Source organism: Paenibacillus sp. FSL H7-0442 (assembly GCF_038593105.1).
Classification (GTDB): domain Bacteria; phylum Bacillota; class Bacilli; order Paenibacillales; family Paenibacillaceae; genus Paenibacillus; species Paenibacillus polymyxa_D.
Map to the genome: position 1 here is coordinate 4575867 of NZ_CP151963.1, position 23843 is coordinate 4599709.

At 46.0% G+C, this 23843-nt stretch carries 28 protein-coding genes and 1 riboswitch; of the genes, 11 read left to right on the forward strand and 17 right to left on the reverse strand.

Annotated elements, in window-relative coordinates:
• Positions 1-267 precede the first annotated feature (267 nt).
• Positions 268-924, reverse strand: a complete 657-nt coding sequence (locus tag MHH57_RS20170; protein ID WP_165148519.1) for a YheC/YheD family protein — start codon at positions 922-924, stop codon at positions 268-270.
• Between the two features lie 216 nt (positions 925-1140).
• Between MHH57_RS20170 and MHH57_RS20175 the strand changes: the two genes are divergently transcribed.
• Positions 1141-2676, forward strand: coding sequence for a Ppx/GppA phosphatase family protein (locus tag MHH57_RS20175; protein WP_029518238.1), 1536 nt, complete (start codon positions 1141-1143; stop codon positions 2674-2676).
• Here MHH57_RS20175 and ppk1 read toward each other — a convergent pair.
• Positions 2636-4744, reverse strand: coding sequence for a polyphosphate kinase 1 (gene ppk1 / locus MHH57_RS20180; protein ID WP_029518237.1), 2109 nt, complete (start codon positions 4742-4744; stop codon positions 2636-2638). The two genes, MHH57_RS20175 and ppk1, sit on opposite strands and share 41 nt — an antisense overlap.
• 307 nt (positions 4745-5051) lie before the next feature.
• Here ppk1 and MHH57_RS20185 point away from each other — a divergent pair, with 307 nt between their 5' ends.
• From MHH57_RS20185 to MHH57_RS20195, 3 genes are all read left to right on the forward strand, one after another.
• On the forward strand, positions 5052-5297 hold the full coding sequence (locus MHH57_RS20185) for a hypothetical protein (protein ID WP_029518236.1): 246 nt from the start codon (positions 5052-5054) through the stop codon (positions 5295-5297).
• Between the two features lie 200 nt (positions 5298-5497).
• Positions 5498-6160: a futalosine hydrolase gene (locus tag MHH57_RS20190; RefSeq protein WP_165148513.1), complete on the forward strand. Its 663-nt coding sequence runs from the start codon at positions 5498-5500 to the stop codon at positions 6158-6160.
• Complete coding sequence (locus MHH57_RS20195; RefSeq protein ID WP_029518234.1) at positions 6161-7018, forward strand: 1,4-dihydroxy-6-naphthoate synthase; 858 nt, start codon at positions 6161-6163, stop codon at positions 7016-7018. It abuts the gene before it with no gap.
• A 156-nt stretch (positions 7019-7174) separates the two neighbouring features.
• On the opposite strand, the gene MHH57_RS20200 is transcribed toward MHH57_RS20195, so the two are convergent.
• The 5 genes from MHH57_RS20200 to MHH57_RS20220 all read right to left on the reverse strand — a co-directional run bounded on the left by MHH57_RS20200 (position 7175) and on the right by MHH57_RS20220 (position 10130).
• Positions 7175-7495 carry a hypothetical protein gene (locus MHH57_RS20200; protein ID WP_023990165.1) on the reverse strand — a complete coding sequence of 107 codons (321 nt, stop codon included), beginning with the start codon at positions 7493-7495 and terminating at the stop codon, positions 7175-7177.
• 313 nt (positions 7496-7808) lie between these two features.
• Positions 7809-8099 (reverse strand): hypothetical protein, encoded by a 291-nt coding sequence (locus MHH57_RS20205; RefSeq protein WP_069012616.1) that lies wholly within the window; start codon positions 8097-8099, stop codon positions 7809-7811.
• Between the two features lie 18 nt (positions 8100-8117).
• On the reverse strand, positions 8118-8444 hold the full coding sequence (locus MHH57_RS20210; protein WP_039272696.1) for a hypothetical protein: 327 nt from the start codon (positions 8442-8444) through the stop codon (positions 8118-8120).
• A gap of 57 nt (positions 8445-8501) precedes the next feature.
• The gene (locus MHH57_RS20215; protein WP_069012615.1) at positions 8502-9116 is read right to left on the reverse strand and encodes a hypothetical protein; all 615 of its coding nucleotides are present in this window, start codon (positions 9114-9116) and stop codon (positions 8502-8504) included.
• Positions 9117-9200: 84 nt separating this feature from the next.
• Complete coding sequence (locus MHH57_RS20220; RefSeq protein ID WP_069012614.1) at positions 9201-10130, reverse strand: DMT family transporter; 930 nt, start codon at positions 10128-10130, stop codon at positions 9201-9203.
• Between the two features lie 149 nt (positions 10131-10279).
• On the opposite strand from MHH57_RS20220, the gene MHH57_RS20225 reads away from it, so the two are divergent.
• Complete coding sequence (locus MHH57_RS20225; RefSeq protein WP_029518230.1) at positions 10280-11158, forward strand: LysR family transcriptional regulator; 879 nt, start codon at positions 10280-10282, stop codon at positions 11156-11158.
• Positions 11159-11351: 193 nt separating this feature from the next.
• A complete protein-coding gene (locus tag MHH57_RS20230) occupies positions 11352-12059 on the forward strand; it encodes a DUF421 domain-containing protein (RefSeq protein WP_069012613.1) in 708 nt (235 codons plus the stop codon).
• A 20-nt stretch (positions 12060-12079) separates the two neighbouring features.
• Here MHH57_RS20230 and MHH57_RS20235 read toward each other — a convergent pair whose 3' ends face one another.
• The 3 genes from MHH57_RS20235 to MHH57_RS20245 all read right to left on the reverse strand — a co-directional run bounded on the left by MHH57_RS20235 (position 12080) and on the right by MHH57_RS20245 (position 14691).
• Positions 12080-12562, reverse strand: coding sequence for a ferritin-like domain-containing protein (locus MHH57_RS20235; protein ID WP_238437843.1), 483 nt, complete (start codon positions 12560-12562; stop codon positions 12080-12082).
• Positions 12563-12657: 95 nt separating this feature from the next.
• On the reverse strand, positions 12658-14232 hold the full coding sequence (locus tag MHH57_RS20240) for a sigma-70 family RNA polymerase sigma factor (protein ID WP_342434449.1): 1575 nt from the start codon (positions 14230-14232) through the stop codon (positions 12658-12660).
• A 93-nt stretch (positions 14233-14325) separates the two neighbouring features.
• Complete coding sequence (locus MHH57_RS20245; protein ID WP_165148504.1) at positions 14326-14691, reverse strand: hypothetical protein; 366 nt, start codon at positions 14689-14691, stop codon at positions 14326-14328.
• Between the two features lie 261 nt (positions 14692-14952).
• Here MHH57_RS20245 and MHH57_RS20250 point away from each other — a divergent pair, with 261 nt between their 5' ends.
• Positions 14953-15153 carry a hypothetical protein gene (locus MHH57_RS20250; protein ID WP_029518226.1) on the forward strand — a complete coding sequence of 67 codons (201 nt, stop codon included), beginning with the start codon at positions 14953-14955 and terminating at the stop codon, positions 15151-15153.
• Between the two features lie 149 nt (positions 15154-15302).
• On the opposite strand, the gene MHH57_RS20255 is transcribed toward MHH57_RS20250, so the two are convergent.
• A complete protein-coding gene (locus MHH57_RS20255) occupies positions 15303-15662 on the reverse strand; it encodes an iron-sulfur cluster assembly accessory protein (RefSeq protein ID WP_013311832.1) in 360 nt (119 codons plus the stop codon).
• A 184-nt stretch (positions 15663-15846) separates the two neighbouring features.
• Here MHH57_RS20255 and MHH57_RS20260 point away from each other — a divergent pair, with 184 nt between their 5' ends.
• The 3 genes from MHH57_RS20260 to MHH57_RS20270 all read left to right on the forward strand — a co-directional run bounded on the left by MHH57_RS20260 (position 15847) and on the right by MHH57_RS20270 (position 18412).
• The gene (locus tag MHH57_RS20260; RefSeq protein ID WP_342434450.1) at positions 15847-16032 is read left to right on the forward strand and encodes a hypothetical protein; all 186 of its coding nucleotides are present in this window, start codon (positions 15847-15849) and stop codon (positions 16030-16032) included.
• A 2-nt stretch (positions 16033-16034) separates the two neighbouring features.
• The gene (gene mqnE / locus MHH57_RS20265) at positions 16035-17141 is read left to right on the forward strand and encodes an aminofutalosine synthase MqnE (RefSeq protein ID WP_023990177.1); all 1107 of its coding nucleotides are present in this window, start codon (positions 16035-16037) and stop codon (positions 17139-17141) included.
• Between the two features lie 203 nt (positions 17142-17344).
• Positions 17345-18412, forward strand: coding sequence for an NAD(P)/FAD-dependent oxidoreductase (locus MHH57_RS20270; RefSeq protein WP_029518224.1), 1068 nt, complete (start codon positions 17345-17347; stop codon positions 18410-18412).
• An 84-nt stretch (positions 18413-18496) separates the two neighbouring features.
• Here the strand turns inward: MHH57_RS20270 and MHH57_RS20275 are convergent, their stop codons facing one another.
• Positions 18497-18754 (reverse strand): YuzB family protein, encoded by a 258-nt coding sequence (locus MHH57_RS20275; protein ID WP_023990179.1) that lies wholly within the window; start codon positions 18752-18754, stop codon positions 18497-18499.
• Between the two features lie 87 nt (positions 18755-18841).
• Between MHH57_RS20275 and MHH57_RS20280 the strand changes: the two genes are divergently transcribed.
• A complete protein-coding gene (locus tag MHH57_RS20280) occupies positions 18842-19087 on the forward strand; it encodes a NifU family protein (protein WP_013311836.1) in 246 nt (81 codons plus the stop codon).
• A 91-nt stretch (positions 19088-19178) separates the two neighbouring features.
• On the opposite strand, the gene MHH57_RS20285 is transcribed toward MHH57_RS20280, so the two are convergent.
• The 5 genes from MHH57_RS20285 to MHH57_RS20305 all read right to left on the reverse strand — a co-directional run bounded on the left by MHH57_RS20285 (position 19179) and on the right by MHH57_RS20305 (position 23818).
• Positions 19179-19943 (reverse strand): SDR family oxidoreductase, encoded by a 765-nt coding sequence (locus MHH57_RS20285; protein ID WP_342434451.1) that lies wholly within the window; start codon positions 19941-19943, stop codon positions 19179-19181.
• 143 nt (positions 19944-20086) lie between these two features.
• Entirely contained in the window at positions 20087-20929 is an 843-nt protein-coding gene (locus MHH57_RS20290; RefSeq protein WP_029518221.1) for a MetQ/NlpA family ABC transporter substrate-binding protein, read from the reverse strand.
• Between the two features lie 74 nt (positions 20930-21003).
• Positions 21004-21672, reverse strand: a complete 669-nt coding sequence (locus tag MHH57_RS20295) for a methionine ABC transporter permease (RefSeq protein ID WP_025723588.1) — start codon at positions 21670-21672, stop codon at positions 21004-21006.
• Positions 21669-22691, reverse strand: a complete 1023-nt coding sequence (locus MHH57_RS20300) for an ATP-binding cassette domain-containing protein (RefSeq protein WP_029518220.1) — start codon at positions 22689-22691, stop codon at positions 21669-21671. Before MHH57_RS20300 ends, MHH57_RS20295 begins: the two co-directional genes overlap by 4 nt.
• A gap of 136 nt (positions 22692-22827) precedes the next feature.
• Positions 22828-22967: riboswitch (SAM riboswitch) on the reverse strand.
• Positions 22968-23092: 125 nt separating this feature from the next.
• A complete protein-coding gene (locus MHH57_RS20305) occupies positions 23093-23818 on the reverse strand; it encodes a Cthe_2314 family HEPN domain-containing protein (protein WP_029518219.1) in 726 nt (241 codons plus the stop codon).
• Between the last annotated feature and the right edge of the window lie 25 nt (positions 23819-23843).

Consider the following 23843-nt stretch of genomic DNA (forward strand, 5'->3'; position numbering starts at 1 on the left):
TCCTTTTATTTCAAAATCTATTCTATCAAAATACCAAAAACGGAACAAGCGTTCTGTTATCCACAGCCAATTGTGGAAATCCTGTGTATAAATTGTTGGTAAGTGTCGTTAACCCTTATATGTGACAGGGGATAATGTGGACAATATTTATACACAGAATTTTGAAGCTTGAACACAAAAAAAATATTTTTATTATTTATACAAATATATTATATTTAGCGTCTTGTTAATAGATTAAATTGGGATTTTATTGAAGAAAACAGAAATTTATTGAGGTCTTGTATTAACCTCTAAAATCCATACCCTTCCATTCTGATCAAGCCCGTAATCAAATCCTAGTTGTCCAATCCCAGGAAACCTTTTTTCCAGCACAGGAATACAGCGCTGTGTAAGTTCAATGATCTCTCGCCGCTTTCGCGTAGCAAGCCGCCGGGGATATATCATTCGAAGCGCATCTGTTCCCTTCAGCAAAGTTCCCCCTCTGCACAGATTCGTAATGACCAGTCCGGGACGAGCATGACGTGCAACTACCGCACGAAAATCCCATCTCTGCCCTTCCTTCACAACTTTGACTCGATAGTCGACAGGTCTACCTTGAATACTTGCCAGTTGGATCCCTTGTTGAATGAGATATGGGCGTTGGATTCGGAGCTTATGGATTCCGATTACAAGTGCTCTAAAATGACTGAACCGGTGCGTGTGCTCCATACGCGTGCAGGTGTATCCCCTACGCTCCTTTGCCACACGCATGACTCCGATTCCTCCGCCTCCTTTTACAGGTTTTATAAACACAAAAGCATGCCGCCGCAGCATCATGCGCAATTGATCTTCACTATATAGACAGGTTTCCGGTATATAAACGGCGGTATGTGGATGGTGGAGCAGCGCCTTCGTCTTTAGCCATTTGCTTGCAAGTTGTCTCATCTAACCCTCTCCTTTCGCCGTCAGGTATACTTATACATACTCAACAGGAATGTTCTATTCTTGGATGATTGTCCGCGGCACGTGTCTATTTCGACAAGATCATGGCGAACGGTAGCATGCACCGAATATCACTGGTACAATGACAATAATCTACTACCATTTGCACGGAACAGCGGAAATTACCGCCAAATCGTTTTTCAACAAGGAGGTCAACTCATGAATAGCAAAATTGGCATCATGGACATTGGCTCAAACTCCATACGTCTGGTGATCTATGAAATGACAGAGACAGGAGCCTATCGCATTGTGCAGGAATGCAAAGAAGCTGCCCGACTGAGCGAAAAGGTTGGGGCCAACGGCCGTATGGAACGGGAGGCGATTCGAAGCATCGCTCCGTTGCTGCGCCAATTTATGGCGGTATGTCATATGCACGGGGTTGTCCGTATGCGTGCAGCAGCAACAGCAGCCATCCGCAATGCCACGAATTCGGACGAAATCGTCCAATGGATTGCGGAGGAGACAAATTTAACACTGGAAATACTGAGCGGAGAGCAAGAAGGCTATGCCGGTTTTCTAGGTGTAGTGAACACTATGAATGTGAGTGATGGAATCATCATTGACATCGGGGGTGGCAGTACCGAAATTACGCTGTTCCGTGATCGAAAGCGACTGCATACGGTGTCATTTCCCTTTGGCGCCGTCAATATGAACTGGCGCTTTGGACGTGAGGTCAAGAATGGCGAATGGTCTCCTCAGCAGATTGAGGAAATGGAGAGCTTTGTCCGTTCTTCACTGCAAAATCATGATTGGATCTTCTCCAATCCGGATCTGCCATTCATCGGGCTAGGTGGGACCCTGCGTACTTTGGCTAAAATCAATCAGAAGCGGCAGGATTACTCACTTCCTGTGACGCACCATTACGAAATGACGATAGAAGATGTCGATTACTTCTATGGCAGTCTGCCCCATCTTCCCTATGAAAAACGCAAAAAAACAGCCGGCCTGTCCAAGGACAGAGCCGACATCATTGTACCGGGGCTTATTATATTGAAAACGATATTTGAAGCTGCTCAAGGCTCCGCGTATCTGGTCAGTGGAGCGGGTCTGCGAGACGGCCTATTTCATGAGCTGGTCAACGCGGAACAGCCCGTGGTAGCTAATCCGCTTATCACATCCATTCGCAATATCCTTTCGTTTGCTGTCCCGGTTAGCGAAGCGCATGTCAAGCGGGTTAACGAGTACGCCGTCCGGCTCTATGACACATTAGCTAGCGGAACCTCAGCTGCTATGGACAAACGCTTGTTACTGACCGCAGCAACTCTTTACAAAACGGGGGCTGCCTTGAATTACTATCATTTTCGCCAGAATTCCGTGTTCTGGATCTTACATGCAGGCATTGGCGGTCTATCCCATAGGGAAACGGTACTAGCCGCGTTGATCGCGGATTACCATCCCAAGAACCGGACCCCCCGTTTGCTACGCACACATGCGGATATTTTGGAGCCTTCCGACGAGGAACGTGTACATCGACTCGGCTCGCTGCTCCAGCTCGCGATTGGCATGGATCGGAGTGAGTCCGGAATGATTACCAGCATCAATCCTACTACAGGGGATGACGCAATGCATCTTCGTTTGGAAAGCAAGAGTGAACCCATATTAGAACAACGAGAACTAGAATCCGTTGCGAAAGATTTCCAAAAGGCGTGGAACCTCACATTGTCGTGGTCCATTCTACCTTCTTCCAATTTCTAACCTTCATCGCTTCAGATTGGCTCCTGATGGGAGCCTCTTTGTCGTTTCTGGACACAAATTGATAGCTGCCATTAGGCAAAAGCTGGCGCGCCTTCACATTATCCCTTAACGATAAATGCAGAATATCTGCCAGCATTTCTTTGATCCCGTCATCATAAATCGGGCACATCAGTTCAATTCGGCGGGTCAAATTGCGCGTCATCCAATCCGCACTGGACAGAAATAACTCGGATTTCCCTCCATTTTCAAAATAAAACAATCTGGAATGCTCCAGAAAGCGGTCTACAATACTGATGACACGTATATTCTCGCTGAATCCTTCCACACCGGGACGCAAACAGCAGACCCCTCTGATGATAAGATCAATCTTCACACCTGCTTGGGAAGCCGCATATAGTTCATCGATCATCTCCTGATTGGATAAGGAGTTGATCTTGGCAATAATCCGGGCGGGCTTACCTGCCAATGCTTGCTCTGCTTCCCTACGGATGAGTTCAAACAGCTTGTTCTTCATTCCCGTTGGAGCCACCGTAAAAGCTTGCAAAGTCTTGAGCGCAGAGAATCCCGTGATTTCATTAAACAGTTCGGAGGCATCCTCACCAAGTACTGGATCCGACGTAAACAATCCGATATCCGTATACACACGCGCCGTGCTTTCATTATAATTGCCTGTACCTACATGCACATATCGTTTGAGTGCGTTGCGCTCATGGCGTATGACAAGAATGATTTTGGCGTGCGTCTTCAAGCCAACCAACCCATACACTACGTGACAGCCTGCTTTTTCAAGCGTACGCGCCCAGGCAATATTACGTTCCTCGTCAAAACGGGCTTTCAGCTCCACCACCACTGTTACCTGCTTGCCCGATTCGGCCGCACGTGCCAATGCCGGAATCAGCTTCGATTCCCCGTTGACACGGTACAGGGTCATTTTGATTGCCATCACATCTGGGTCCTCTGATGCCTCAATGATAAAATCAGTTACCGCATCGAATGATTCATACGGGTGGTACACGAGCACGTCCCGTTTGCGAAGTACGTTGAAAATATCCTCTTGCGGGGGCAGTTCTTCCGGATACAGTGGTTTGATTGCCGGAAATTTCAAATGTGAATACCCCTCCAAATGATCGGCAAAAGACGATAAAAATGTCAGATCCAACGGCCCGTCCACCTCAAACACATGGTCGAACAGCTTGAATTCGCGTTGAAGCTCCATCAGGGCATAGGGATGAATCCCTTTTTCTACTTCCAGTCTTACTGGCGCGCCCCGTCGTCTTCGACGCAGCTCTTTTTCAATCTCTTCGAGCAAATCTTCGATTTCTTCTTCATTAATGGATAAATCGGAGTTACGTGTCACACGAAAAGCATGAACGGCCTCTGGGATATACCCAGTGAACAGCGTTTGGATATGATGCTTGATCAGTTCCTCAATTAAAATAAATGATTTCTTCTTGCTATTGGAACGTAACGGCACTGTAACCACACGTGGAATATTCGAAGGCACCTGCACAATGGCAAAAAGCGGTTTATCCTCCTCCGTATCCCCCGGACGTCTCAAAACGACCGCTAAATATACGTATTTATTGTGAACGAGTGGAAAAGGACGGCTCTGATCGACCGCCATCGGCGTGAGCACCGGAAATATAATTTCATGAAAATATGCATCCAGCGACTTGCGCTGTGTCGTATTTAAGTCTTCATATTCGAGCAGTAAAAGACCTTTTTTCGTCAAGAGGCGAGAAATATCACGATAGGTCCGGTATTGTTCCGATACCATCGAGACAGTACGCTTGATCAGGCGTTTGTACAAACCGGAGGGGGTATATCCCGTAAAATCCTTTTGCATAAAACCCGCCTTGATTTTCTCGCGCGTCTCTGCAACACGAACAGCCATAAACTCATCCAAATTGCTAGATACAATCGCCAAAAATTTGGCTCTCTCCAGCAACGGTGTATCTGCATCCTGAGCTTCCTGAAGCACACGGCGATTAAATTCAATCCAGCTTAAATCTCGGTTAAAGTAACGTTCTGACCCGGCTTTATCCTTATTCTGACTCTCTATCAACATATGGCCTCCATCAATTCATGCAGTATAGTTACCCTTTATTGTACTATTAGATGAAACGCACTAGCATCACAGTAGTGTAAACGCAATGTAAAATGTGTGTAAACACAAACTGGATATTTGAAAAGGTCATTCGGATGCTTTACAAAAATAGCATTAAGCGGTACAGTGTTTACGTCTGTTTCATAGAGTAGATTGAAGAACCGTTTCTTTTTCAGTTGTTTATGTTCGTTATGATGTGTAGTAACCACTTAGAAGCCACATTCAATTGCTGATTTTCAAATGGCATGATATAGGGAGGATTTACGTTATGGAACCCAAGAAAACGCCACGCGTACTGCAAAAAAACATCGAATTTTTCACCGCAGCGCTGTCTCAACACCTCGTTACGGTCTGGCAAGAGGACCCTACAGGTGTATACTGTGAGATTGGCTGTGGATATATCGAGTTATTCAGTAGCGAGATGATTCGGGTGCGCAATCAAGATGGAACCCCAAGCCATTATGACCGCAATATTACCATGTTTCAGCTAATCACAAAGGATCAGCCGATATAATTATTATATGCTATGCCTGCGCTGTTCTTCCAGATTAGAATTGCTTTATGTTTACAACTACCGATTTTCATATCTGCTGAATCTTGCAGTTTTTCAAAAAGCGCCTCAGAGCGCTTTTTTTGTCGACCTTTTTTGAACATCGTTTCGAAAAGCAGTATGATAAGGGAGCATATTACCTAAATTTAAAGGGGAATCAACCGATGGAGCATACAACATCAGATGAGCGCATCCTGGTTATGACCGCGGTTGAAGGCGAACGGGAAGCTGTACTGCGGGGCCTGAAAGGCGACACCCGTTTTGTGGTCGAGCTAGCTGGCGTGGGCGCACCGTCCGCGGCGGCTTCAACCGCGCTAGCACTGGCGGCGGCTGGTGACTACCGTCTGGTCATCAGCGCCGGAATTGGTGGCGGCTTCGCGGAGGTCGCTGCATTGGAGAGCGTCGTTGTTGCTGACGCGATCATTGCCGCTGACCTGGGGGCCGAGACGGCAGAGGGCTTCAGCAGCGTGGACGAGCTAGGGTTCGGCTCAAGCAAAATTGCCGTGAACGTTGCCACCGCGCAGCGATTGGTTCAGACGTTGCGTGCCGCCGGACAGACGGCTGTCGCGGGGCCGATCCTGACCGTCTCTACGGCCACCGGTACGGCGGCAACAGCGGAACGGCTGGCCAAACGCGTTCCTGGAGCTGCTGCCGAAGCGATGGAAGGCTACGGCGTGGCCGTGGCGGCAAATAGGCTAGAACTGCCGACGATGGAAATCCGCACGATTTCCAATGCTGTCGGTCCACGTGACCGTGCAGCCTGGCGAATCAAAGAGGCTTTGCAAGCATTGGAAGCCGCATTTTCTACATTAACGGAGGTTATATAGATGCAAATTGCTTTTTCACCTTGTCCCAACGACACTTTTGTCTTCCATGCCCTGGCGCATGGTTTGATTCCGGGCGCACCCGCGCTGGACATTACATTCGCCGATATCGACATCACCAACAATCTGGCGATCACACCAGACGGACTGGATATCATGAAAATTTCGTATGCTGCACTCCCTTGGGTACTGGATGAATATGCCCTGCTGCCTTGTGGGGGCGCACTGGGCCGGGGTTGTGGGCCACTCGTGCTGACCAAGGAAGGTTCCACCGTCAAAGGCCCGGAAGCCCTGTCCGGCAAGCGCGTAGCCGTTCCGAGTGAACGTTCCACTGCCTATCTGCTGTTCCGCCTGTGGGCGGCCAAGCATGTGCCTGGGGGTGTCGGCGAGATCGTCGTGATGCCGTTCGACCAAATTATGCCTGCTGTCCGTGACGGGAAGATAGATGCCGGACTAGTTATTCATGAAGCACGGTTCACGTATCCGTCCTACGGGCTTAGTAAGCAAGTCGATCTGGGGAACTGGTGGGAAGAAGATACAGGACTGCCGATCCCGCTCGGAGCTATTATTGCCCGCCGTACGCTGGATCTGGATGCGATCACAAACTGGATACGCGCCTCTGTCGAATACGCTTGGCAGCATCCCGAAGCTTCGCGTGAATATGTATTGTCTCATGCGCAGGAGCTTTCACCTGATGTCGCCCAATCGCATATCGACCTGTACGTTAACGATTTTACCGCCAATCTGGGCGACAGTGGATATGCCGCCATCGAAGCTTTGCTCGGTCGTGCCGCGCAGGAAGGGCTGGTACCTTCGTTTGATTTAGCCCAACTGCGCCCTACATCCACAACAATACGTTAAAAGGGAGAGACATGCCTTGCATGTTTTCCTACTGAATAGAGTAGTTTAAACATATAAAACCTCCCGAACGAGCACATGGCCTAGCCATGCGCCCCATTCGGGAGGTTTTATCATTTCATATGGCGAATCTTCATTCGACTCGCTTGATCCCTATACTTAGTTCTGTTCCTGCTCCACAACCTCGGTCTTAAATACGTTATCCAGTTTGGTACCCAATCTTTTGACCAGCGGCACCTTGATATCCCGGCTCAGCTCCTTGAAAAAAGCGTCCATGTCACAATTAATCTTATCCAACACGACCTTCACGGTACCCTCCTCCAAGATCTGCTCATTCAGATCCTCCGGTACGGTAACCGAGATATCATACTTCTTGCTTAACGTTTTAATGTAGCGGGTAAAGATTTCGATAAGCTCCTCATTGTTGAACTTCTCAACTGCAACTTGCCCTTTGTTGGTAAATTTCAAATTCACTCTCACGTTAGCATTTCCCCTTTTCCTTTTGACCATTTATTTTGGATAAACGTTGAACCTTTCAGAGGCTCTTCAAAGAAAGGGCCTTACCGGTCGTTTTAGACTCTTGTCCTTTGATATACTAAGTATAACACATTAAGGCCGTTTTCATTTCCCAACTTGTCGTTTTATGATAAAAAATGATAAAATTTGCGCATTTTCAGCATAAATTCTTTCTTTTCATGCCAATCATTAGGAATATCCCCTACACAAATACACAAAAAAACGCCTATCTCGCAAAAGAAAGACGTTTCCGTATAGATGCCTAAGTGGTATGCATTTACAGAGGTTTCGTACATTCCCAACCATGTGAACGATACTCACGCACAGCGTCTCGTATATCCTCAATATCATCAGTATGCAGCAAAACGGCAGGTAGAATAACCCAATATTCATTCTCCGCTAGATCAATAAATACGTCCTCGACATCGTAATATTGCATATCGCCAAATGCCGTGTCCCTGATCTTCTGTCCAACTAAAGGTGTAAACGGAGAATCAAATGTTTTCATCACCTTCGTATATTCCTTCACGCCCGTTGCCGAGATTTGCTGTGAAATAATGACGCTCAATGCTGTTACCTCCCTGACCTAATAATGCTCATTATACCCTTCTCTCAGACCCTCTACAAAACCTTGCGTAAAAAAAATCATAAAAATCAATAGACCGATGCCAATAGCAACGGAGCTGATTACAATAATGAAGATGCCCTGCGTGTTTCTTTGTTCCATTCGTTTCGTCAAAATTCCAAAAACCAAACCTAAGACACCCAACAATCCTCCAAAGACAAAAAAACTAAATATGAACCCCAAACCTGCAAAAATCCAGCCAAAGAAAGCGAGCAGCCATCCCTGCTGCTGCGGCTCGCTCTGTTTCATCTGCCAACGTTCCCTCGCTGTAGGTGTATATCTGTCCATTCCTTAACTCCCCCGCTTCATCTGCAAAACCCAACATCGGAATACATTAGGTTCCTCCTACTGCTGACCGGTGAGTTTAAAAGTGCCGCCTTCCCGCTTCCCAAGCGGATAATTTTGAACCGTCATTTCCACCCTCGTATTCTTATCCCATACCGGAAGCTTGTCAGATGTACCGTACTCTTTCATAGCTATGTTTATGACTTCCTCCGCCTTCTTCGTCAATGCAGCTGAGGACATATTATATTTACCATAACCTTGATAAGCACCGCCAAAACCAAGATTAGGTTGATTGTTCACATTCAGTAGCACACCCTTCAACGTGCCATCCTCTGTTACATCAAAAGTCACTTTTTCCAATACAAAATCATCGGTAACGACAGATGTCTGCTCTAACATATGCGTTATGGCTGACAGGTTAGCTGTTAATCTAACTCGTCCCAGTAGCGCCTCTGTATCGTTGTGTTGCTTCGTTAACGCTTGTGTTGTTTTATTTAGTGAAGCGTTCGCACTAGTTAAAGTATTGACCTTCGTATTCAGATTATAATTCCACACCGCCAAGGCTATACATCCTAGTACAGCTACTCCTGAAATGACTGTTGCTACAACTGCGAGCTTACGAACAGAATGTGCTTGCGGCTCCACAGACTGAGCATGACTGCTTAATTCTCCCATACCAAACTTCCTCTCTACTTATATAGTCATATTTTACTATTCCCTCCTCTGATAATCTAGTATATTTTTCCTAATTCCATATTTCTATGCATTTGTACAGGAATTCGTTTCATCAGCCCTGGAGTTTCGGTTCTTTCGTTTTCTAGGAGATGCTGTATTTACCAGATACACACTGCCTGCAATCAGCACCAGCCCCACAACAAACGTCAAAGTAAGCGATTCCTTGAGCATTACCATACTAAAGACTGTGGACAACACCGGAATCATAAACGTATATGAGCCGACGGTTCCTGCATCTCCATTGTCGATCAGTTTAAAATAAATTATCCAGCCCATCGCAATCACGAATATCGAAATAAACAATAGAATTGCGATAAAGGAGGTCGTCCAGTGAATATCGCTCCATTTCTCGGTCGTAAATCCAATCCCATTGAGTATAATCCCTCCCAATACGAGCTGCATCGTCACCGCCCAAATGGAGTCCAGCTGCTGACTTTTTTTCTTCATATAAATCGTTCCGAGCGCCCAGCACAATCCTGAAGCTAGCCCCAACACAATACCCAGTACCGATAAATGCCCTGCCATTCCACCAGAGCTAATCACGATCACCCCGCCAAAACCCAGTACCAGTCCAATGACCTTCAGGGGAAACATGCGCTCCCCTAACCACATCCAGGAGAATAATCCCAACAGGATCGGCTGAAGGAATACTAAAGTGGAAAATAACCCAGCAGGCAAATAACGCAGCCCTACCGTCTGCAAGCCATAGTAGCCTGCAATATTAAATATGGACAGCACAAGATAAGTCCACGCATTTTGTCTAAAACGCAAGGTTTCCCGGTGACGTATAGCGAACAATAGCAGAATCACACCACCCAGCAGGGTACGGATTCCTGAAAAAAATATCGGCGGCGTATCTGGCAAAGCCAGCTTGGTCAACGGCCAGTTGATCCCCCATACCATCACTAATATCAAGACAAGCCACAACGTAGCTTTAGGTGTTAATTTTTTCATAGATGTCTTCTCTCCCTTAGATTTTTCATCGCTCATTGCTACCGACTAAAATCTGAATAGCCGTTTGCAAAGTTTTGCTTTACTAGCGTATACTGTGGTCACTAATAAATAAAATGAATGTTTTCAATAAGGGAGATAACTTTTCACTTATGACCATTACTCAGATTATGATCTTCGTTCGTGTAGCTGAAACGCTAAACTTCACCCAAACTGCCCATGAGCTGCATATGACGCAGCCCGCGGTCAGCCATGCCATCGCCAGCATCGAAAACGAGCTGGGTGTCCAGCTATTGCTGCGCGACCGAAAAAAAGGAGTGCTGCTGACAAATATCGGGCACAAGGTACTGCTGCAATTCCGTATGATGCTGCAAAGCATGGAAAAGGTACAGCAGCAGGTGGCTGCTGAAAAAGGTTTAGACGTGGGCACGATCACGATCGGTGCCTTTCCTTCTGCCTCAGCCTATTTTCTGCCCCCGATTATTCATCATATTCGTCAGCATTATCCGAACCTTGTTTTCGATCTACATGAAGGCTCCACGAATGAAGTCAAGGAGTGGGTGCATACCAGAGAAATCGAAGTCGGTATCATCCTGTTACCAGACCCTCAGGTAGATATCATCCCATTATGTCAGGATGACATGGTTATTCTCCTGCCAGACGGTCACCCTCTACAATCACACAATAAAATTGCCATCCGTGACTTGAATGAGCAGGATATGATCTTTTGTAAAGGTGGACATGAGGTCGCCATTATGGAAGGGTTTGAACGCGAACAAAGTCAGTTGCAGGCACAATTCATTACTCACAATGTCAGCACCTTGGTCAGCATGGTTCGACAAGGACTGGGTATGGGCATTGTTTCTTCACTCGCCTTGTCCACGTTCCCCCATGATCTGACCGTCAAGGAGACTTCACCTCTGATCACACGTCAAATCGGTATCGCTGTACCATCCCTGCACAATGCTTCTCTGGCTGTACAGTTATTTGTGCGTACTGCGCAGGAGCTGTTTACGGATATGAAGCAGTAGAAGCATTGGATTATGAACATAAGGAGGTCTATTCATATGCAGAGAAATCAAATCATTCGACCAAATAGCTAAATTTCTAACCTATAAGCTTATACATCACATATAATGCATTAATTACACTGGTATATTATCCCATCCCAGCGGGTAACCTATATGCTGAATACCTGCAATTTTCAAACTAGGAGGGTTTTGCATGGATCATCTCGTTATTTTGATCAGAAGTTTTTCTGCATTCGTTATCCTCATGCTAATTGGGAGAATATTGGGGAAGCAAACCCTTTCCAATATGAACTTTCACGAATTCGTAACGGCAGTTATATTAGGAGCTATGGCTGCTAATTTTGCATTTAACCAAAAAATAGAAGTTGTCCACCTATTAATAGCCCTGTCTGTTTTTACAATTACTTCTTATGTTTTATCCAAGTTTTTTTTGAAATTCAGAAACTTTAAGATGTGGACAGAGGGAGCACCCACCGTTCTCATAGAAGGAGGGTTCATTCTCGAAGATAACCTAAAAAAAAATAATATGACATTGGATTCTTTAAACCAACAACTTCGCCAGAAAGAAATTTTTAATATAGAAGAAGTGCAGTACGCCCTCCTTGAGATTAACGGAAAACTATCTGTTCAAAAGAAAAAGGAACTGCAAGCCGTGACATTAAAAGACCTGCAGTTGAATGCAGGTAATGCCACACAGTTCCCAATTGAGCTTGTAATCGACGGACAGCTTTTGCATGGCAATTTAAACTCCAATCATATTCCCGAATCATGGCTGCTGTCTCAACTGAAGGCCCGCGACAAAAAGTTAGAGGACGTATTCTATGCCGTTAAAGGCAGCAACGGCCAACTCTATGTGGATGAATATAAGGATAAAATCCAGCATCCAATTGATGTGGAGTAGTATTGACTTTCGGTCAATAGTTACCTGAGATTCAACGTAATCAGATAATTGTATTTGGCAGCGTGCTTAAGCTCATCCAAAATGATACCGTACACCGTGTCCTTATAGATACCGGCAGGCAAACCAAACCAGATGTTGCGATATCGTTCCACCGCACCCAACTCTCCCATCAAGGCGCGCTGTAGACCTTCTGTATAAGATTGCACCCTCTCATATTGCTCACTACTGATGCCTGCAATTTCCTGTCCTGTCAAAGCCCGATACATCTCTCTGAACATTTTATTGTGACCGCGCTCATCATTACGGATGCTTTCAATAATAGCCACCTGCTCTTGTGAGGGTGCCAAATTGATCAATTCATCGTAGAACAACTCATCGTTACGCTCCCCTTGTACCGCTTCCTTTATCATTTGTACTGCTTTCGGAAATCCTGTGTTCCAGATCGGTACAAAATCGGCCCGCATATAGTATGAATTTCCCCAGTAAGAAGGTACTTGATACAAGTTTATTCCTCCTAATGTTAGTTTTTAGAAAGTATATGCGCATCTGCCCATGTCGGTTCCTAACATTAGGAGAATATACTGATGATAGCTATCCTTCAATGTCGGATCAAACCTCCAGCTACATCATCCCAGCGCCAAGAAACCTCATGTCCATGGAGATGCAGCCCCCCAAACCACTCATCGATCCCTTGAACTGCAATGCGGTCCGCTGATCCATTCAGTACCTCTTTACCCAACTCTGTCAGAATTACCTTTCGGTTCAGAAAATCCGGAATTTGTCTGAAATCCAAGCCAGCCTCATCCCCGTCAATCATCAGCAAAGGATGTTCGCCTTGCGCCAAAGCACGAATAAATTTCCAGTATTCGAGATCCCCCATGCCAAGCACATGCAGAACGTCAGTTACCTGACGAAACAATTCCAATGCCGTATTCACTCCATTATGAACGGCCTGAAGCGTGGTCTGTTCCACAATGCCAAGACCATTCTGCTCCGAGGGCAGCCGCTTGAGATGCGCTGTGAAAGCTTCATAGGCAAAAGGCAGGCCGGATGCTGCCAATTCTGCCTTCTTGTCTTCCAGCAGATTAGCCATTTGAACAGGATCAGGAGAAGCATACGCCTTCCAAAGCTCGCTTCCGAGTTCCATTTCTTGCCGCCCAATAGTCCGCCAGGTCCCAGATAATGTCTGAAGCTGTGCCGGAGTGAGCTGTCCCAAGCCATGAAAGCGTTCGATTCCCGGAAACTCCCCAATGCAGAGCAAGCTCAGCTTCGTGCGGCCCAGTTTCTGTCTTTTGAACCAGTGGAGCAGATAGGCGAGCATGCTCTGATCAAACAGGTCATGCTCAAACCACAATACGACTTCATCATACTTAATAAACTCACGAAGTTTCTGCTCCTGTTCCTCACAACCCATAATATATTCGCTGGTCGGAATACCCATCGATTCTTCTAGGACCCTGGCCCGCAATGCCCGTTCTTCCGCCCCCGCTGGATTTAAAAATATCGGTCCTGCCGGATATACCTCTCTCCATACAAGCACATCACCCTGTACAACACCCTGCTTCAACATCTCGCCTACAACATCACCGTTAACAATATGTAGCATGTTTTGCCCTCCCTCATACAAATGATTGAACACAGAAACGAGATCAGCTACCGGGAGTGTACCTTTCAGCTTTCGGCGAGCATCGTGCAACCGCTTCTTAAGCGTCGGGACCGGAGTGCCCAGATAATCGGAAATTTCCTGAAGAGAATAGCCGTAAAAATAAAACAGCCGCAGAGGCACGCGCAGCTTGGCAGACAGTGCCTTCACCGATTGTTGCAGAACTTGGCTCTCCTCCCTACGCTCCGCAATTTCTGCTACACCCGGTACTCCTCCCGATATCTGCACAGCCTCATCCAGAGGAAGCACCGAATGATGCTTGCGCCGCAGCATTCGCTGGCACTGTCTTACCACAATGGTCTTGAACCAGCCTGGAAAAGCAGACGGGGTCTGCAGCTTCTCCAGATTCTGATAAGCCTCTATGAACGCATCCTGCACGGCATCTTCCGCGAGATGGACATCCTTCAGCATGTCATAGGACACCGCATAGGCCATCCCGCGAAAATGCAGCATCAGCTGCCCGAACGCTTCTGCATCCCCTTGCCGTGCCTTTTCAACCCACTCCCTCATACGTCCCTAGCCTCTTTTCTTTCGTGTTCTTAGTCTTAAGTGCCAACTCCGTGCAGGAAGGTTACAAATCAGCTAGTTTCCAACAGAAATATATCATCCTTTATTTTTTACGAGGTTAAGTTCAATATGACTTCGACCATGTAGCCATAGCAGTTCGTCCAGTAAAAACGTCAATCCATCCTTACTACGCAAACGCTCGATCAGTTCTGTAACGACTTCCATAATCCCACGCTGTACATTCTTCGCTAGTTGGAGGCCCCCACTTTCCCCATCCACATAAAGATGTGGATGGTCCGGTTGTTCTACCTTTCTTACATGTCGCAGACACAGTATCCCATGTTCAAGATAAAAGAAATAACTACGATCATACAGAACTCCCTCAAATAATTCATACATATGAGGATCATCATCAAGTCCATATGTCATGGTAGCCATTTTTAAACTAACTGGATTGCTCATATATTCTTTCACTCCCTCAGAATTCAAATTGTAAGTTCCTATACTGAAATTCTAGTGAAGTAAAACTCTAATTAAAATAATGTGAATTTTTTATTTGATAAGTCCTGAATGTTTGTATGCAATACTGTAATTTATGTATAAGAAGTCGTTCATTAAATACATTCGCAATATGGTATATATACCAAGTTAACTTCTATTTTGTTAATGAGGTACTTATACTATATGTTTTGAATTCTTATAATCAAATTGGAGAGTGATACAATGAATTTTATAAAATCTATTTATACAAAACAAAACGTAAATAGCTCAGTACTCTTTTTTGCATTTTTAGTTTTATATAGTGTTTTTTCTAAGATTGAAATTAAACCCGTAGCTCTTTTGCTTTTTACAGTTGCATTTGCCTTTTTTAATGCCCTGAGTAAATTTGTCCAATCCACACGTAGTGATAATGATCCTAAGTAAGTAATCTCTACATATTAAAAAAGACCTCCAGGACGAATATAGTACGTGACTATACCGTTCTGGAGGTCTTGATTTACATTTTCGAATTGTTAACACCCCATCATGCAGGTTTGCAGACAATTCATTTCATTGTACCCTTTTAAACTACCTTAACAAGGCTCTTCGTTCGGTTTCCCGGCATCTGTAGCTGTACGGAAGCTTGAACCGCAGCCGCATGTAGCTACGGCATTCGGGTTATGAATCGTGAAGCCGCCTGACATTCCAGACTCTTCAAAGTCGATTTCCAGACCGTCCAGGTAGCGGATGCTTTCCTTTTCCACTACAATCTTCATATCCTGTACGTTCATATATATATCCTGATCCGTCTCGTTGTCGTCAAAGCCCATTGCATACGAGAATCCGGTACATCCACCTGGCGTAACACCCAGACGTAAAAACATATTCGGCGTTTCCTGCTGCTCCAGCATATCTTTCAAACGCTCAGCAGCGGAATCGGTGATGTTAATCATAGCTCCATCCTCCTCTTTTACTTCATGTTCTCCTTCAGTATACTCCACTATTTGCAGGTGCTCAAGTCATGGAATGTCCTTCCCTTACAGGCTTCAAGACCTGTTTTTCTATTCGTTTGTATTGAACACCGGTGGTGTGAGGTTTATAATAGGTGAAGAGTGTGTAAAAGAAACTGTCGGAAATTTGTCATTTCAAAGGCGATATTTTGAGATATTCATCATTGTAGCCTGGCATTGTAACATTTTTCACATATCGTATATCCGCGCTGCCGGATTCTTACCGACGGAACGGGACATCCTGTGCGCACCAAGCGCTTATGCCGCTGATTTGGCGGACAGCCTCGCACAGAGCAACTTGAAGGAGGAATAGGCATGTCCACATTAGTTACACCTTTTACAGACCGCAGAATGGCGGAAATTGTAGAAAAGGTACAGAACGGGATTCGTTTGAACCTTGAAGATGGTATATATTTGTATGAAACTGACGATATCCTCACACTGGGTCAGTTGGCTAACGAAGCCAATTTACGCAAGAACGGAAAAAAGGTTTATTTTATCGAAAACATGAGCCTGTACTTCACCAATGTATGCGAAGCGCGCTGCGCGTTCTGCAATTTCCGCAAGGATCAGGGGGAGGACGGCTCTTATACTTTGTCCGGGCAGGAAATGATTGATTATGTTGAGCAACACATCCATCCGGGGGTAAGAGAATTTCATATCGTTGGTGGTCATAATAATCATGTGCCTTTCCAATACTATGTAGACTCTTTGAAGGCGTTGAATGAAAAGTATCCCCACGTTACATTGAAAGCTTATACTGCAGCGGAAATTGACTTTTTCACACGCATAAGCGGCTTGAGTATTAAAGAAGTGCTTCAAGAGCTGCAAAAGGCTGGACTTCAATCCCTAACTGGTGGTGGCGCGGAAATCTTGTCCGATGAATATCGGAAGAAGATGCGTGTTACGAAAGCCAACGTGGACCGCTATCTCGAAGTACATCGCACGGCCCACAATCTCGGCATGAAAACTCATACGACCATGCTGTACGGTTCGGTCGAATCGTATCAGGATCGTATTGAACATATGTTGCAAATTCGTGAATTGCAGGACGAAACGAACGGATTTATGGTATTTATTCCATTGTCCATGCAGCCGAAAAGCAAAAACGCCAACATCATGCGCCGTAACTCCGCTTACGAGGATCTCAAAACCATTGCGATCAGCCGCCTGATGCTGGACAATATCGACCATGTCAAAGCTTACTTCATTAATATTGGCCCGCAATTGACGCAGGTCGCTCTCACCTTTGGCGCATCAGACGTCCATGGTACGATTGTGCGTGAGCAGATCAGCCATGCCGCAGGTGCGTTAACCCCTGCCGGATTGACCCGTAAAGAGCTGATCTGGCTGGTCAAAGGTGCAGGACGCATACCTGTAGAACGGGACACCTTCTATAACGAAATCGAAGTTTTCGAATAAATGTAATATCGGATTCAGATTCCCGCGAGCATTTCATCCCCATTACTCACACCATGCAGCATCTTGCTGCCCCGGAATACGCTGGTCTGCCTGCCACAGGCAGGCCCGATTCTCGGGATTTATAACAATATAAACTTGTGTTAGATCAACGAGACACCAGACCATTTGCCGGGGACACGGTAGCGAAAGGAAGGCGGATTTTGATGAAAAATTTCGTTATTCTGGGGGGCGGCTATGGCGGCCTTACCATTGCCAAAGAATTGCTGGATAAACACATTCCCGACGATGTTCAAGTTATTTTAGTGGATCGAATGCCCTTTCAGGGGTTGAAAACAGAATACTATGCCCTCGCGGCAGGTACGGTTTCTGATTTTGATTTGCGCGTACATTTTCCAGATGAACAACGCCTTATTCGCAAATATGGAGAGGTCACCTCGATGGATCTGGAGAATAAAATGGTCCATTTTCAAGACGGTGAACCCTTGCCCTATGATCAGCTTGTCATTGCGTTGGGTTGTACCGACCGCTTTCACAATACACCGGGGGCTGAAGAACACAGCTGTACGATCCAGTCGTTTAACCATACCCGCCAAACCTATCTGCGCTTGAACGAAATCAAGCCATATGGACATGTCCATATTGTAGGCGGCGGTCTTAGCGGTGTTGAGATTGCAGCGGAGTTACGTGAAAGCCGCACGGATTTGAATATTACCATTATGGATCGGGGCGAGCGGGTGCTGTCAGCATTCCCGCAACGTTTGTCTGCCTATGTACATGCTTGGTTCAAGGAGCATCAGGTTAATGCCCTGAACCATGTTGCGGTTTCTCGTATTGAGCCGGGGGCTATTTATAACCGTGACGAGCAAATTGTAACGGATGCAGTGGTATGGACGGCCGGGATTCAGCCAGTAAAAATCGTGCAGGATTTAGCTGTCCCTAAAGACCCTCAGGGTCGTATCGTGCTCAACGATTACTACCAAATACCAGATCATCCAGAGGTATATGTGGTCGGAGACTGTGCGAGCCTTCCCTACTCTCCAAGCGCTCAGGCAGCAGAGGTGCAAGGGGAACAAATCGCACATATTGTACGTGATCTATGGAAAGGTCAAACGCCTCACCCGCATCCTTTAAAGCTGCGCGGTACATTAGGCGCACTTGGCAAGAAGGCCGGGTTCGGCTATGGCTTTATGGGCAGCACTTCATTGCGCGGCCGTGTACCACGCCTGCTTAAAAGCGGTGTGCTCTGGAAGTCCAAACGCCATTTTGGCTGATCATGCTAAACAAACAAAGAAGACCCGCTCCCAGAGCAGGTCTTCTTTGTTTATTGCGTATATGGGCTAACAGAGCATTATATTTCAATCCAAGTCTAGGTTATCCCATGCTTCAGCTTCCTTAATTTTGTTCATAATCACTTCGTACAGAAGCTCTGCTGAATCTGCGGATACAATCTCACCATTGACCATCGCATAGGGTTCCGCGTTACACTGACCGCAATTGCTTAGGCAGCCGTATTCAATCACATCATAATCTGGATTCTGTTCCAGCTTGGACATGATTTCGTCAGTGCCCCAATGCATATTACTGGTGCAAAACTCAATAATAGGTCTTAACATTTTTTCACCTGCTTTGGATGACGGGCATTTTAATTTGGCCCGCTTTGTAATATAATAATAAAGGTATAGGAAAGGAGTTGAATTCTAATGAGCGAAACACAAAGCGTTCAAATGTATGATGAAGTAGCAGATGTACTGGATAAGCTCCGTCCGTTCCTGCAACGCGATGGCGGCGACGTTGAGCTGGTTGACGTTGAAGACGGCATCGTTAAGCTGAAGCTGGTAGGTGCTTGCGGCAGTTGCCCAAGTTCCACAATCACGCTGAAAGCAGGGATTGAACGCGCTCTTCTCGAAGAAGTCGACGGCGTCCAAGAAGTGGTACAAGTATTTTAATGCTTGATGCATAAGATCATGAGAGTCTTGACTTCGGTAACGAAGCTCAAGACTCTTTTTTGTGTTACAGCGTCTGAGGGATCACTCAAGCTTATATGGTTGGCCGAATGGGGTCCAATCCTCCCGATACATCCATAATATTGCCTGTTATAAAATCCGAATGCTCCTCACATAAATAGGCGATCACTCGCGCAATGTCCTCCCCGCTCCCCGGACGCCCACGCGGTGTCTCTTTATCCTGCATGCCGATGACATCGGCGATTGACATTTCCTTATTTGCTCCTCGAATATCCCCTGGACAGATCATATTGACCGTGATGCCATAAGGAGCCTCCTCCACAGCCAGTGACTTCGTAAAAGACACCAGCCCCACCTTGGCGGCTGCGTAGACGGCGCGATGCGGCCAAGCCCTCGCTTCTCCAGCATGACCAAAGCCAAAATGAATAATACGTCCCCATTGCTGGCTACGCATGTGAGGCAATACCAAATGGTCCAGCAACATGGTACCGACCAGATTCCCTTGTATCATGGTATGAATCTCAGCTACACTGTAATCCGCAAACAAGCGGCGTTCCCGGATGAACGGTCCAGCATTGTTCACCATAATATCGACTCCGCCTAGCCGATCCTGGACTTCACCAATCAGCCTCGTGATATCTTTCTGAACAGAGATATCCCCTTGTAAAGACAGGCAGCGTACTCCCTTAGACTCAATCACCAGCTTAAGCGCTTCGGCTTCTGCTTGGCTATGCACATAATTCAGCGCAATATTACAGCCTTCATCCGCCAGACGCAGAGCGGTCGTTTTACCTAAACCTTTGGCACTACCCGTTATGAATGCGACTTTATCTCTCAACAATTTTCCTCCTGTTCACAGAGAACGGTCACCCCCAAGTATAAAATATTTAAGCTTCCCCTACAACTCTATCCAAAAGAAACCCCAGTCCTCTTGTTCAAGAGAATCTGGGGTTTTGCGTGCAATGCGTTCTCGTTCCCTACTTAAAATGCCGGGATAATTGCGCCTTGGTATTTATCTTCAATGAATTTTTTAGTTTCTGGGGATTGCAAAGCTTTAAGCAGCTTCTGAATCGCTTCAGAATCTTTATTATCAGGACGAGCTACCAGAACGTTAGCATATGGAGAATCTTTATCTTCCAGTGCCAGTGCATCCTTCGTAGGGTTCAGCTTAGCTTCCAGAGCGTAGTTCGTGTTGATCAACGCAATGTCCACTTCAGGCAACTGACGTGGCAGCATAGCCGCTTCCAGCTCCTTGAATTTCAGGTTTTTCTTATTTTCAGTAATATCTTTTACGGTAGCTTCAATGTTGCTTGCGTCTTTCAGCTTGATCAGACCTTGTTTTTCCAACAACAACAATGCACGGCCTCCGTTTGTTGCATCGTTCGGAATGGCTACCGTTGCGCCATCTGGGAGTTCATCAAGCTTTTTATATTTTTGGGAGTAGATGCCGAAAGGCTCCAGGTGAACCGCGCCCACAGAAACCAAATTCATTTTGCGCTCTTTGTTCATAACATTCAAGTAAGGTACATGTTGATAGAAGTTAGCATCCAACTGCTTGTCAAACAATTGAACGTTCGGCTGTACATAGTCGTTAAACTGAACGACTTGGAGACGAACCCCTTCTTTTTCCAACTGAGGTTTGATTGCTTCCAAAATTTCCGCATGCGGCACAGGAGAAGCTCCAACTTTCAGCTCCACTTCACGTGGTGATCCGCCTGTATTTTCGGCCGCATTGTTTGTATCCGATGTTGTGCTCTTTGTGCCGCAAGCAGCCAGCACCGCAATTAATGTCAAGCTTAATACAGCCAATACCCATTTCTTCATGTTATTACCCCTCCAATAATTTGTAATATTCAGGAGCAGACGTCCTGATCAATAAGGATATCTATATGTTTTCCCTATTTTCGAGTATAATGCCGCACGAGACGGTCTCCCGCCATTTGCAGCAATTGAACCAATACGACCATCAGCACGACCGCAACGATCATTACAGCCGTTTCATAACGATAATAGCCGTAGTTGATAGCCAGTGTACCCAGTCCACCGCCCCCGATCATCCCGGACATTGCCGTGTAGGATACGAGTGTAACGACGGTAATGGTTAATGCGGCTAGCAGTCCCGGAAGTGCCTCACGTAACAGCACACGCCGGATAATTTGTCCTGTCGAGGCCCCCATTGCTTGTGCGGCTTCAATGACACCCTTGTCCACTTCACGCAGAGACGTTTCGACAAGACGTGCGAAGAATGGGGCAGCCCCTATAACCAATGGTGGGATGGTTCCCAACACCCCGGTCGAGGTACCTACCAGCGATCGTGTAAAAGGAATAAGTGCAACGATCAAAATGATAAATGGCACGGAACGTAAAATGTTAACGATGAATGATAATACAATGTATATCACCTTCATCAGAGTCAACGAGGAGCGGCTCGCCAGAAACAATAATATGCCGAGCGGCAAACCAATAATGAGGGTGAACAATGCGGATGCACCGAGCATCTGAAGGGTTTCCAGCGTAGAATTCCCTAGCTCTTCCCAACTCACTTGTGAAAAATCAAGTTCGCTCATTGTCCGATCACCTCCACATCAAGTCCTTGCCCAGACACTTCGCGCAGCGTATGCTCTATATCCTCATGATTTCCTTCAAAACGAACGATTAGCTGACCATAGGGTACATTTTTAATCGTAGATATGGTTCCCTGCAAGATCGCAAAATCAACCCCAGTGCTTCGAGCCGTACGCGACAGAATCGCATCATATGTTTTGCTGCCCAAAAAGGAGATACGCACCACCTGTGCCGACTCGCCCTCACCTGCTGCCGCAATCGCTGCTTGCAACTCCTCGGGATGTTCTGACTCCCGCTGGATAAAGTCCTTGGTTACCTGGTGCTGTGGCTTCAAAAATACTTCCGCCACCGGACCTTGCTCCACGATGTCACCCTGATGAATGACGCCAACTTTATCACAGATGCTTTGAATGACATGCATTTCATGTGTAATCAGCACGATGGTTAAATTAAATCGCTGATTAATATCCAGCAGCAATTTCAGGATAGACCCCGTCGTCTGCGGATCAAGCGCAGAAGTCGCTTCGTCACACAGCAATACATGAGGATCACTAGCCAACGCCCGCGCAATTCCTACCCGCTGTTTCTGTCCACCTGAGAGCTGTGACGGATATTTTCCACTGTGCTCTTCGAGACCCACCAGTTCCAGCAGTTCACGGACCTTCTGGTCCAACTTCTGCTTGGGCGTGTTTACCAGCCGCAACGGAAATGCAATATTGTCATATACCGTCGCCGAAGACAACAAATTAAAATGCTGAAAAATCATTCCGATTTTTCGGCGCTGCATTTGTAACTGGGATTGACTCACAGTAGTGAGGTTTACCCCGTCTACCCATACTTCACCTGAAGTAGGGCGTTCCAATAAATTAATACAGCGGATCAATGTACTTTTCCCTGCCCCGGAGTGACCAATCACTCCGAATATTTCTCCACGCTTTATAGAAAGATTCAACCCAGACAGCGCATTTACGCGTCGGTTGCCTTTGCCATAATGCTTGGTTAACTGCTTAAGCTCTATCAACGTGCTGCGACCCCCTTCACTTCTTCCTTACCCTTTTTACCAGTTGTCATCTCTCAGGATTGTATAAAATCGCTATTTATTTATACAAAAAAGAGCCCCTTTCACAGAATGAAAAGGGCCCCACCTTGCGATCCTTTTCTCATCTGCCAAAATCGCTATAACTCTAGCGGTTTTGTAGGAATTAGCACCATCATGTTCCCTCCCAGTGTATTACACCGGGAAAAAACGGGTTGCCGGGCTTCATCGGGCCAGTCCCTCCACCTCTCTGGATAAGAAAAATATGTTAAACTCCAGCTTTAGCTGTCCGTTAAGTTTATATAAAAAAACATAATTCAAGCATTTTTCTGAAACTAGGTTTCAGTATAGATAGTTTACATTGCTTTGTCAAAGGATATTTTCTATCATATTTTTGGGCGTACTGCCCGGTTCTTCCATTGTTTCGCAGTATAAGTAAAGGCGATTGACAACGACCGACACACCATTTCCAAGCCCTGCTGCAAATCTTCCAAATGGTGATCAAGGTCCTCCAGTTGGATTTTTCCATACAAAGCTCGGTGTCGTTGCCAGAGATCATCCTGCATTTCTGTATTCATATAGTGTATCTCCGTATTTCGCCGCTTACGCAGCCGATTGATCGCATCGTTGTATGTATCCTTGATATCATATAAATTATCGGTCAATACAGGATGCATTTTGAGATACTTGAGCTGCCGCAACACGGTAAAATACGAATAATGCGCCTTATACTGTCCTGTTTTTAAATCATACAGATCATTCAGCCAGTTGCCCAGCTTATCCAGAATGGAAAATACCCTCACAAACCCATCTTTATAAAAGAAAACATACAATGCATAGTCGGATTTTTCATCCTCACTCATATCTTCAGCATATCCGGCTTTCACTTTCATACGGAAAAAGGCGGCAGCATGATGGCTCTGCTCCAGTTCATCCAGAGATGACATTAGACCGCGTGTCAAAATATCCGCCTTCCGAAAATCGTGGGTCGGATCTCCACCAGCCTGAATTTGCCGTTCCAGCAGGTTCAACATATCTGACATGCTATTCATGGCATCTAGCAGGATGCCCTTGTTCACACGCGGCGGCTCACCCAGTAGCTTGCGTATCATGCTTACGCCTCCTTATAAATATAAA

What these genes read in the sequence shown, in the direction of transcription:
- MHH57_RS20250 (WP_029518226.1), top strand. Translation starts at nt 14,953, where the DNA reads ATGAATTTTATAAAATCTATTTATACAAAACAAAACGTAAATAGCTCA.
- MHH57_RS20225 (WP_029518230.1), top strand. Translation starts at nt 10,280, where the DNA reads ATGACCATTACTCAGATTATGATCTTCGTTCGTGTAGCTGAAACGCTA.
- MHH57_RS20280 (WP_013311836.1), top strand. Translation starts at nt 18,842, where the DNA reads ATGAGCGAAACACAAAGCGTTCAAATGTATGATGAAGTAGCAGATGTA.
- MHH57_RS20190 (WP_165148513.1), top strand. Translation starts at nt 5,498, where the DNA reads ATGGAGCATACAACATCAGATGAGCGCATCCTGGTTATGACCGCGGTT.
- MHH57_RS20245 (WP_165148504.1), bottom strand. Translation starts at nt 14,691, where the DNA reads ATGAGCAATCCAGTTAGTTTAAAAATGGCTACCATGACATATGGACTT.
- MHH57_RS20175 (WP_029518238.1), top strand. Translation starts at nt 1,141, where the DNA reads ATGAATAGCAAAATTGGCATCATGGACATTGGCTCAAACTCCATACGT.
- MHH57_RS20295 (WP_025723588.1), bottom strand. Translation starts at nt 21,672, where the DNA reads ATGAGCGAACTTGATTTTTCACAAGTGAGTTGGGAAGAGCTAGGGAAT.
- MHH57_RS20270 (WP_029518224.1), top strand. Translation starts at nt 17,345, where the DNA reads ATGAAAAATTTCGTTATTCTGGGGGGCGGCTATGGCGGCCTTACCATT.
- MHH57_RS20220 (WP_069012614.1), bottom strand. Translation starts at nt 10,130, where the DNA reads ATGAAAAAATTAACACCTAAAGCTACGTTGTGGCTTGTCTTGATATTA.
- MHH57_RS20195 (WP_029518234.1), top strand. Translation starts at nt 6,161, where the DNA reads ATGCAAATTGCTTTTTCACCTTGTCCCAACGACACTTTTGTCTTCCAT.
- ppk1 (WP_029518237.1), bottom strand. Translation starts at nt 4,744, where the DNA reads ATGTTGATAGAGAGTCAGAATAAGGATAAAGCCGGGTCAGAACGTTAC.
- MHH57_RS20305 (WP_029518219.1), bottom strand. Translation starts at nt 23,818, where the DNA reads ATGATACGCAAGCTACTGGGTGAGCCGCCGCGTGTGAACAAGGGCATC.
- MHH57_RS20275 (WP_023990179.1), bottom strand. Translation starts at nt 18,754, where the DNA reads ATGTTAAGACCTATTATTGAGTTTTGCACCAGTAATATGCATTGGGGC.
- MHH57_RS20215 (WP_069012615.1), bottom strand. Translation starts at nt 9,116, where the DNA reads ATGGGAGAATTAAGCAGTCATGCTCAGTCTGTGGAGCCGCAAGCACAT.
- MHH57_RS20230 (WP_069012613.1), top strand. Translation starts at nt 11,352, where the DNA reads ATGGATCATCTCGTTATTTTGATCAGAAGTTTTTCTGCATTCGTTATC.
- MHH57_RS20255 (WP_013311832.1), bottom strand. Translation starts at nt 15,662, where the DNA reads ATGATTAACATCACCGATTCCGCTGCTGAGCGTTTGAAAGATATGCTG.
- mqnE (WP_023990177.1), top strand. Translation starts at nt 16,035, where the DNA reads ATGTCCACATTAGTTACACCTTTTACAGACCGCAGAATGGCGGAAATT.
- MHH57_RS20210 (WP_039272696.1), bottom strand. Translation starts at nt 8,444, where the DNA reads ATGGACAGATATACACCTACAGCGAGGGAACGTTGGCAGATGAAACAG.
- MHH57_RS20240 (WP_342434449.1), bottom strand. Translation starts at nt 14,232, where the DNA reads ATGAGGGAGTGGGTTGAAAAGGCACGGCAAGGGGATGCAGAAGCGTTC.
- MHH57_RS20185 (WP_029518236.1), top strand. Translation starts at nt 5,052, where the DNA reads ATGGAACCCAAGAAAACGCCACGCGTACTGCAAAAAAACATCGAATTT.
- MHH57_RS20290 (WP_029518221.1), bottom strand. Translation starts at nt 20,929, where the DNA reads ATGAAGAAATGGGTATTGGCTGTATTAAGCTTGACATTAATTGCGGTG.
- MHH57_RS20170 (WP_165148519.1), bottom strand. Translation starts at nt 924, where the DNA reads ATGAGACAACTTGCAAGCAAATGGCTAAAGACGAAGGCGCTGCTCCAC.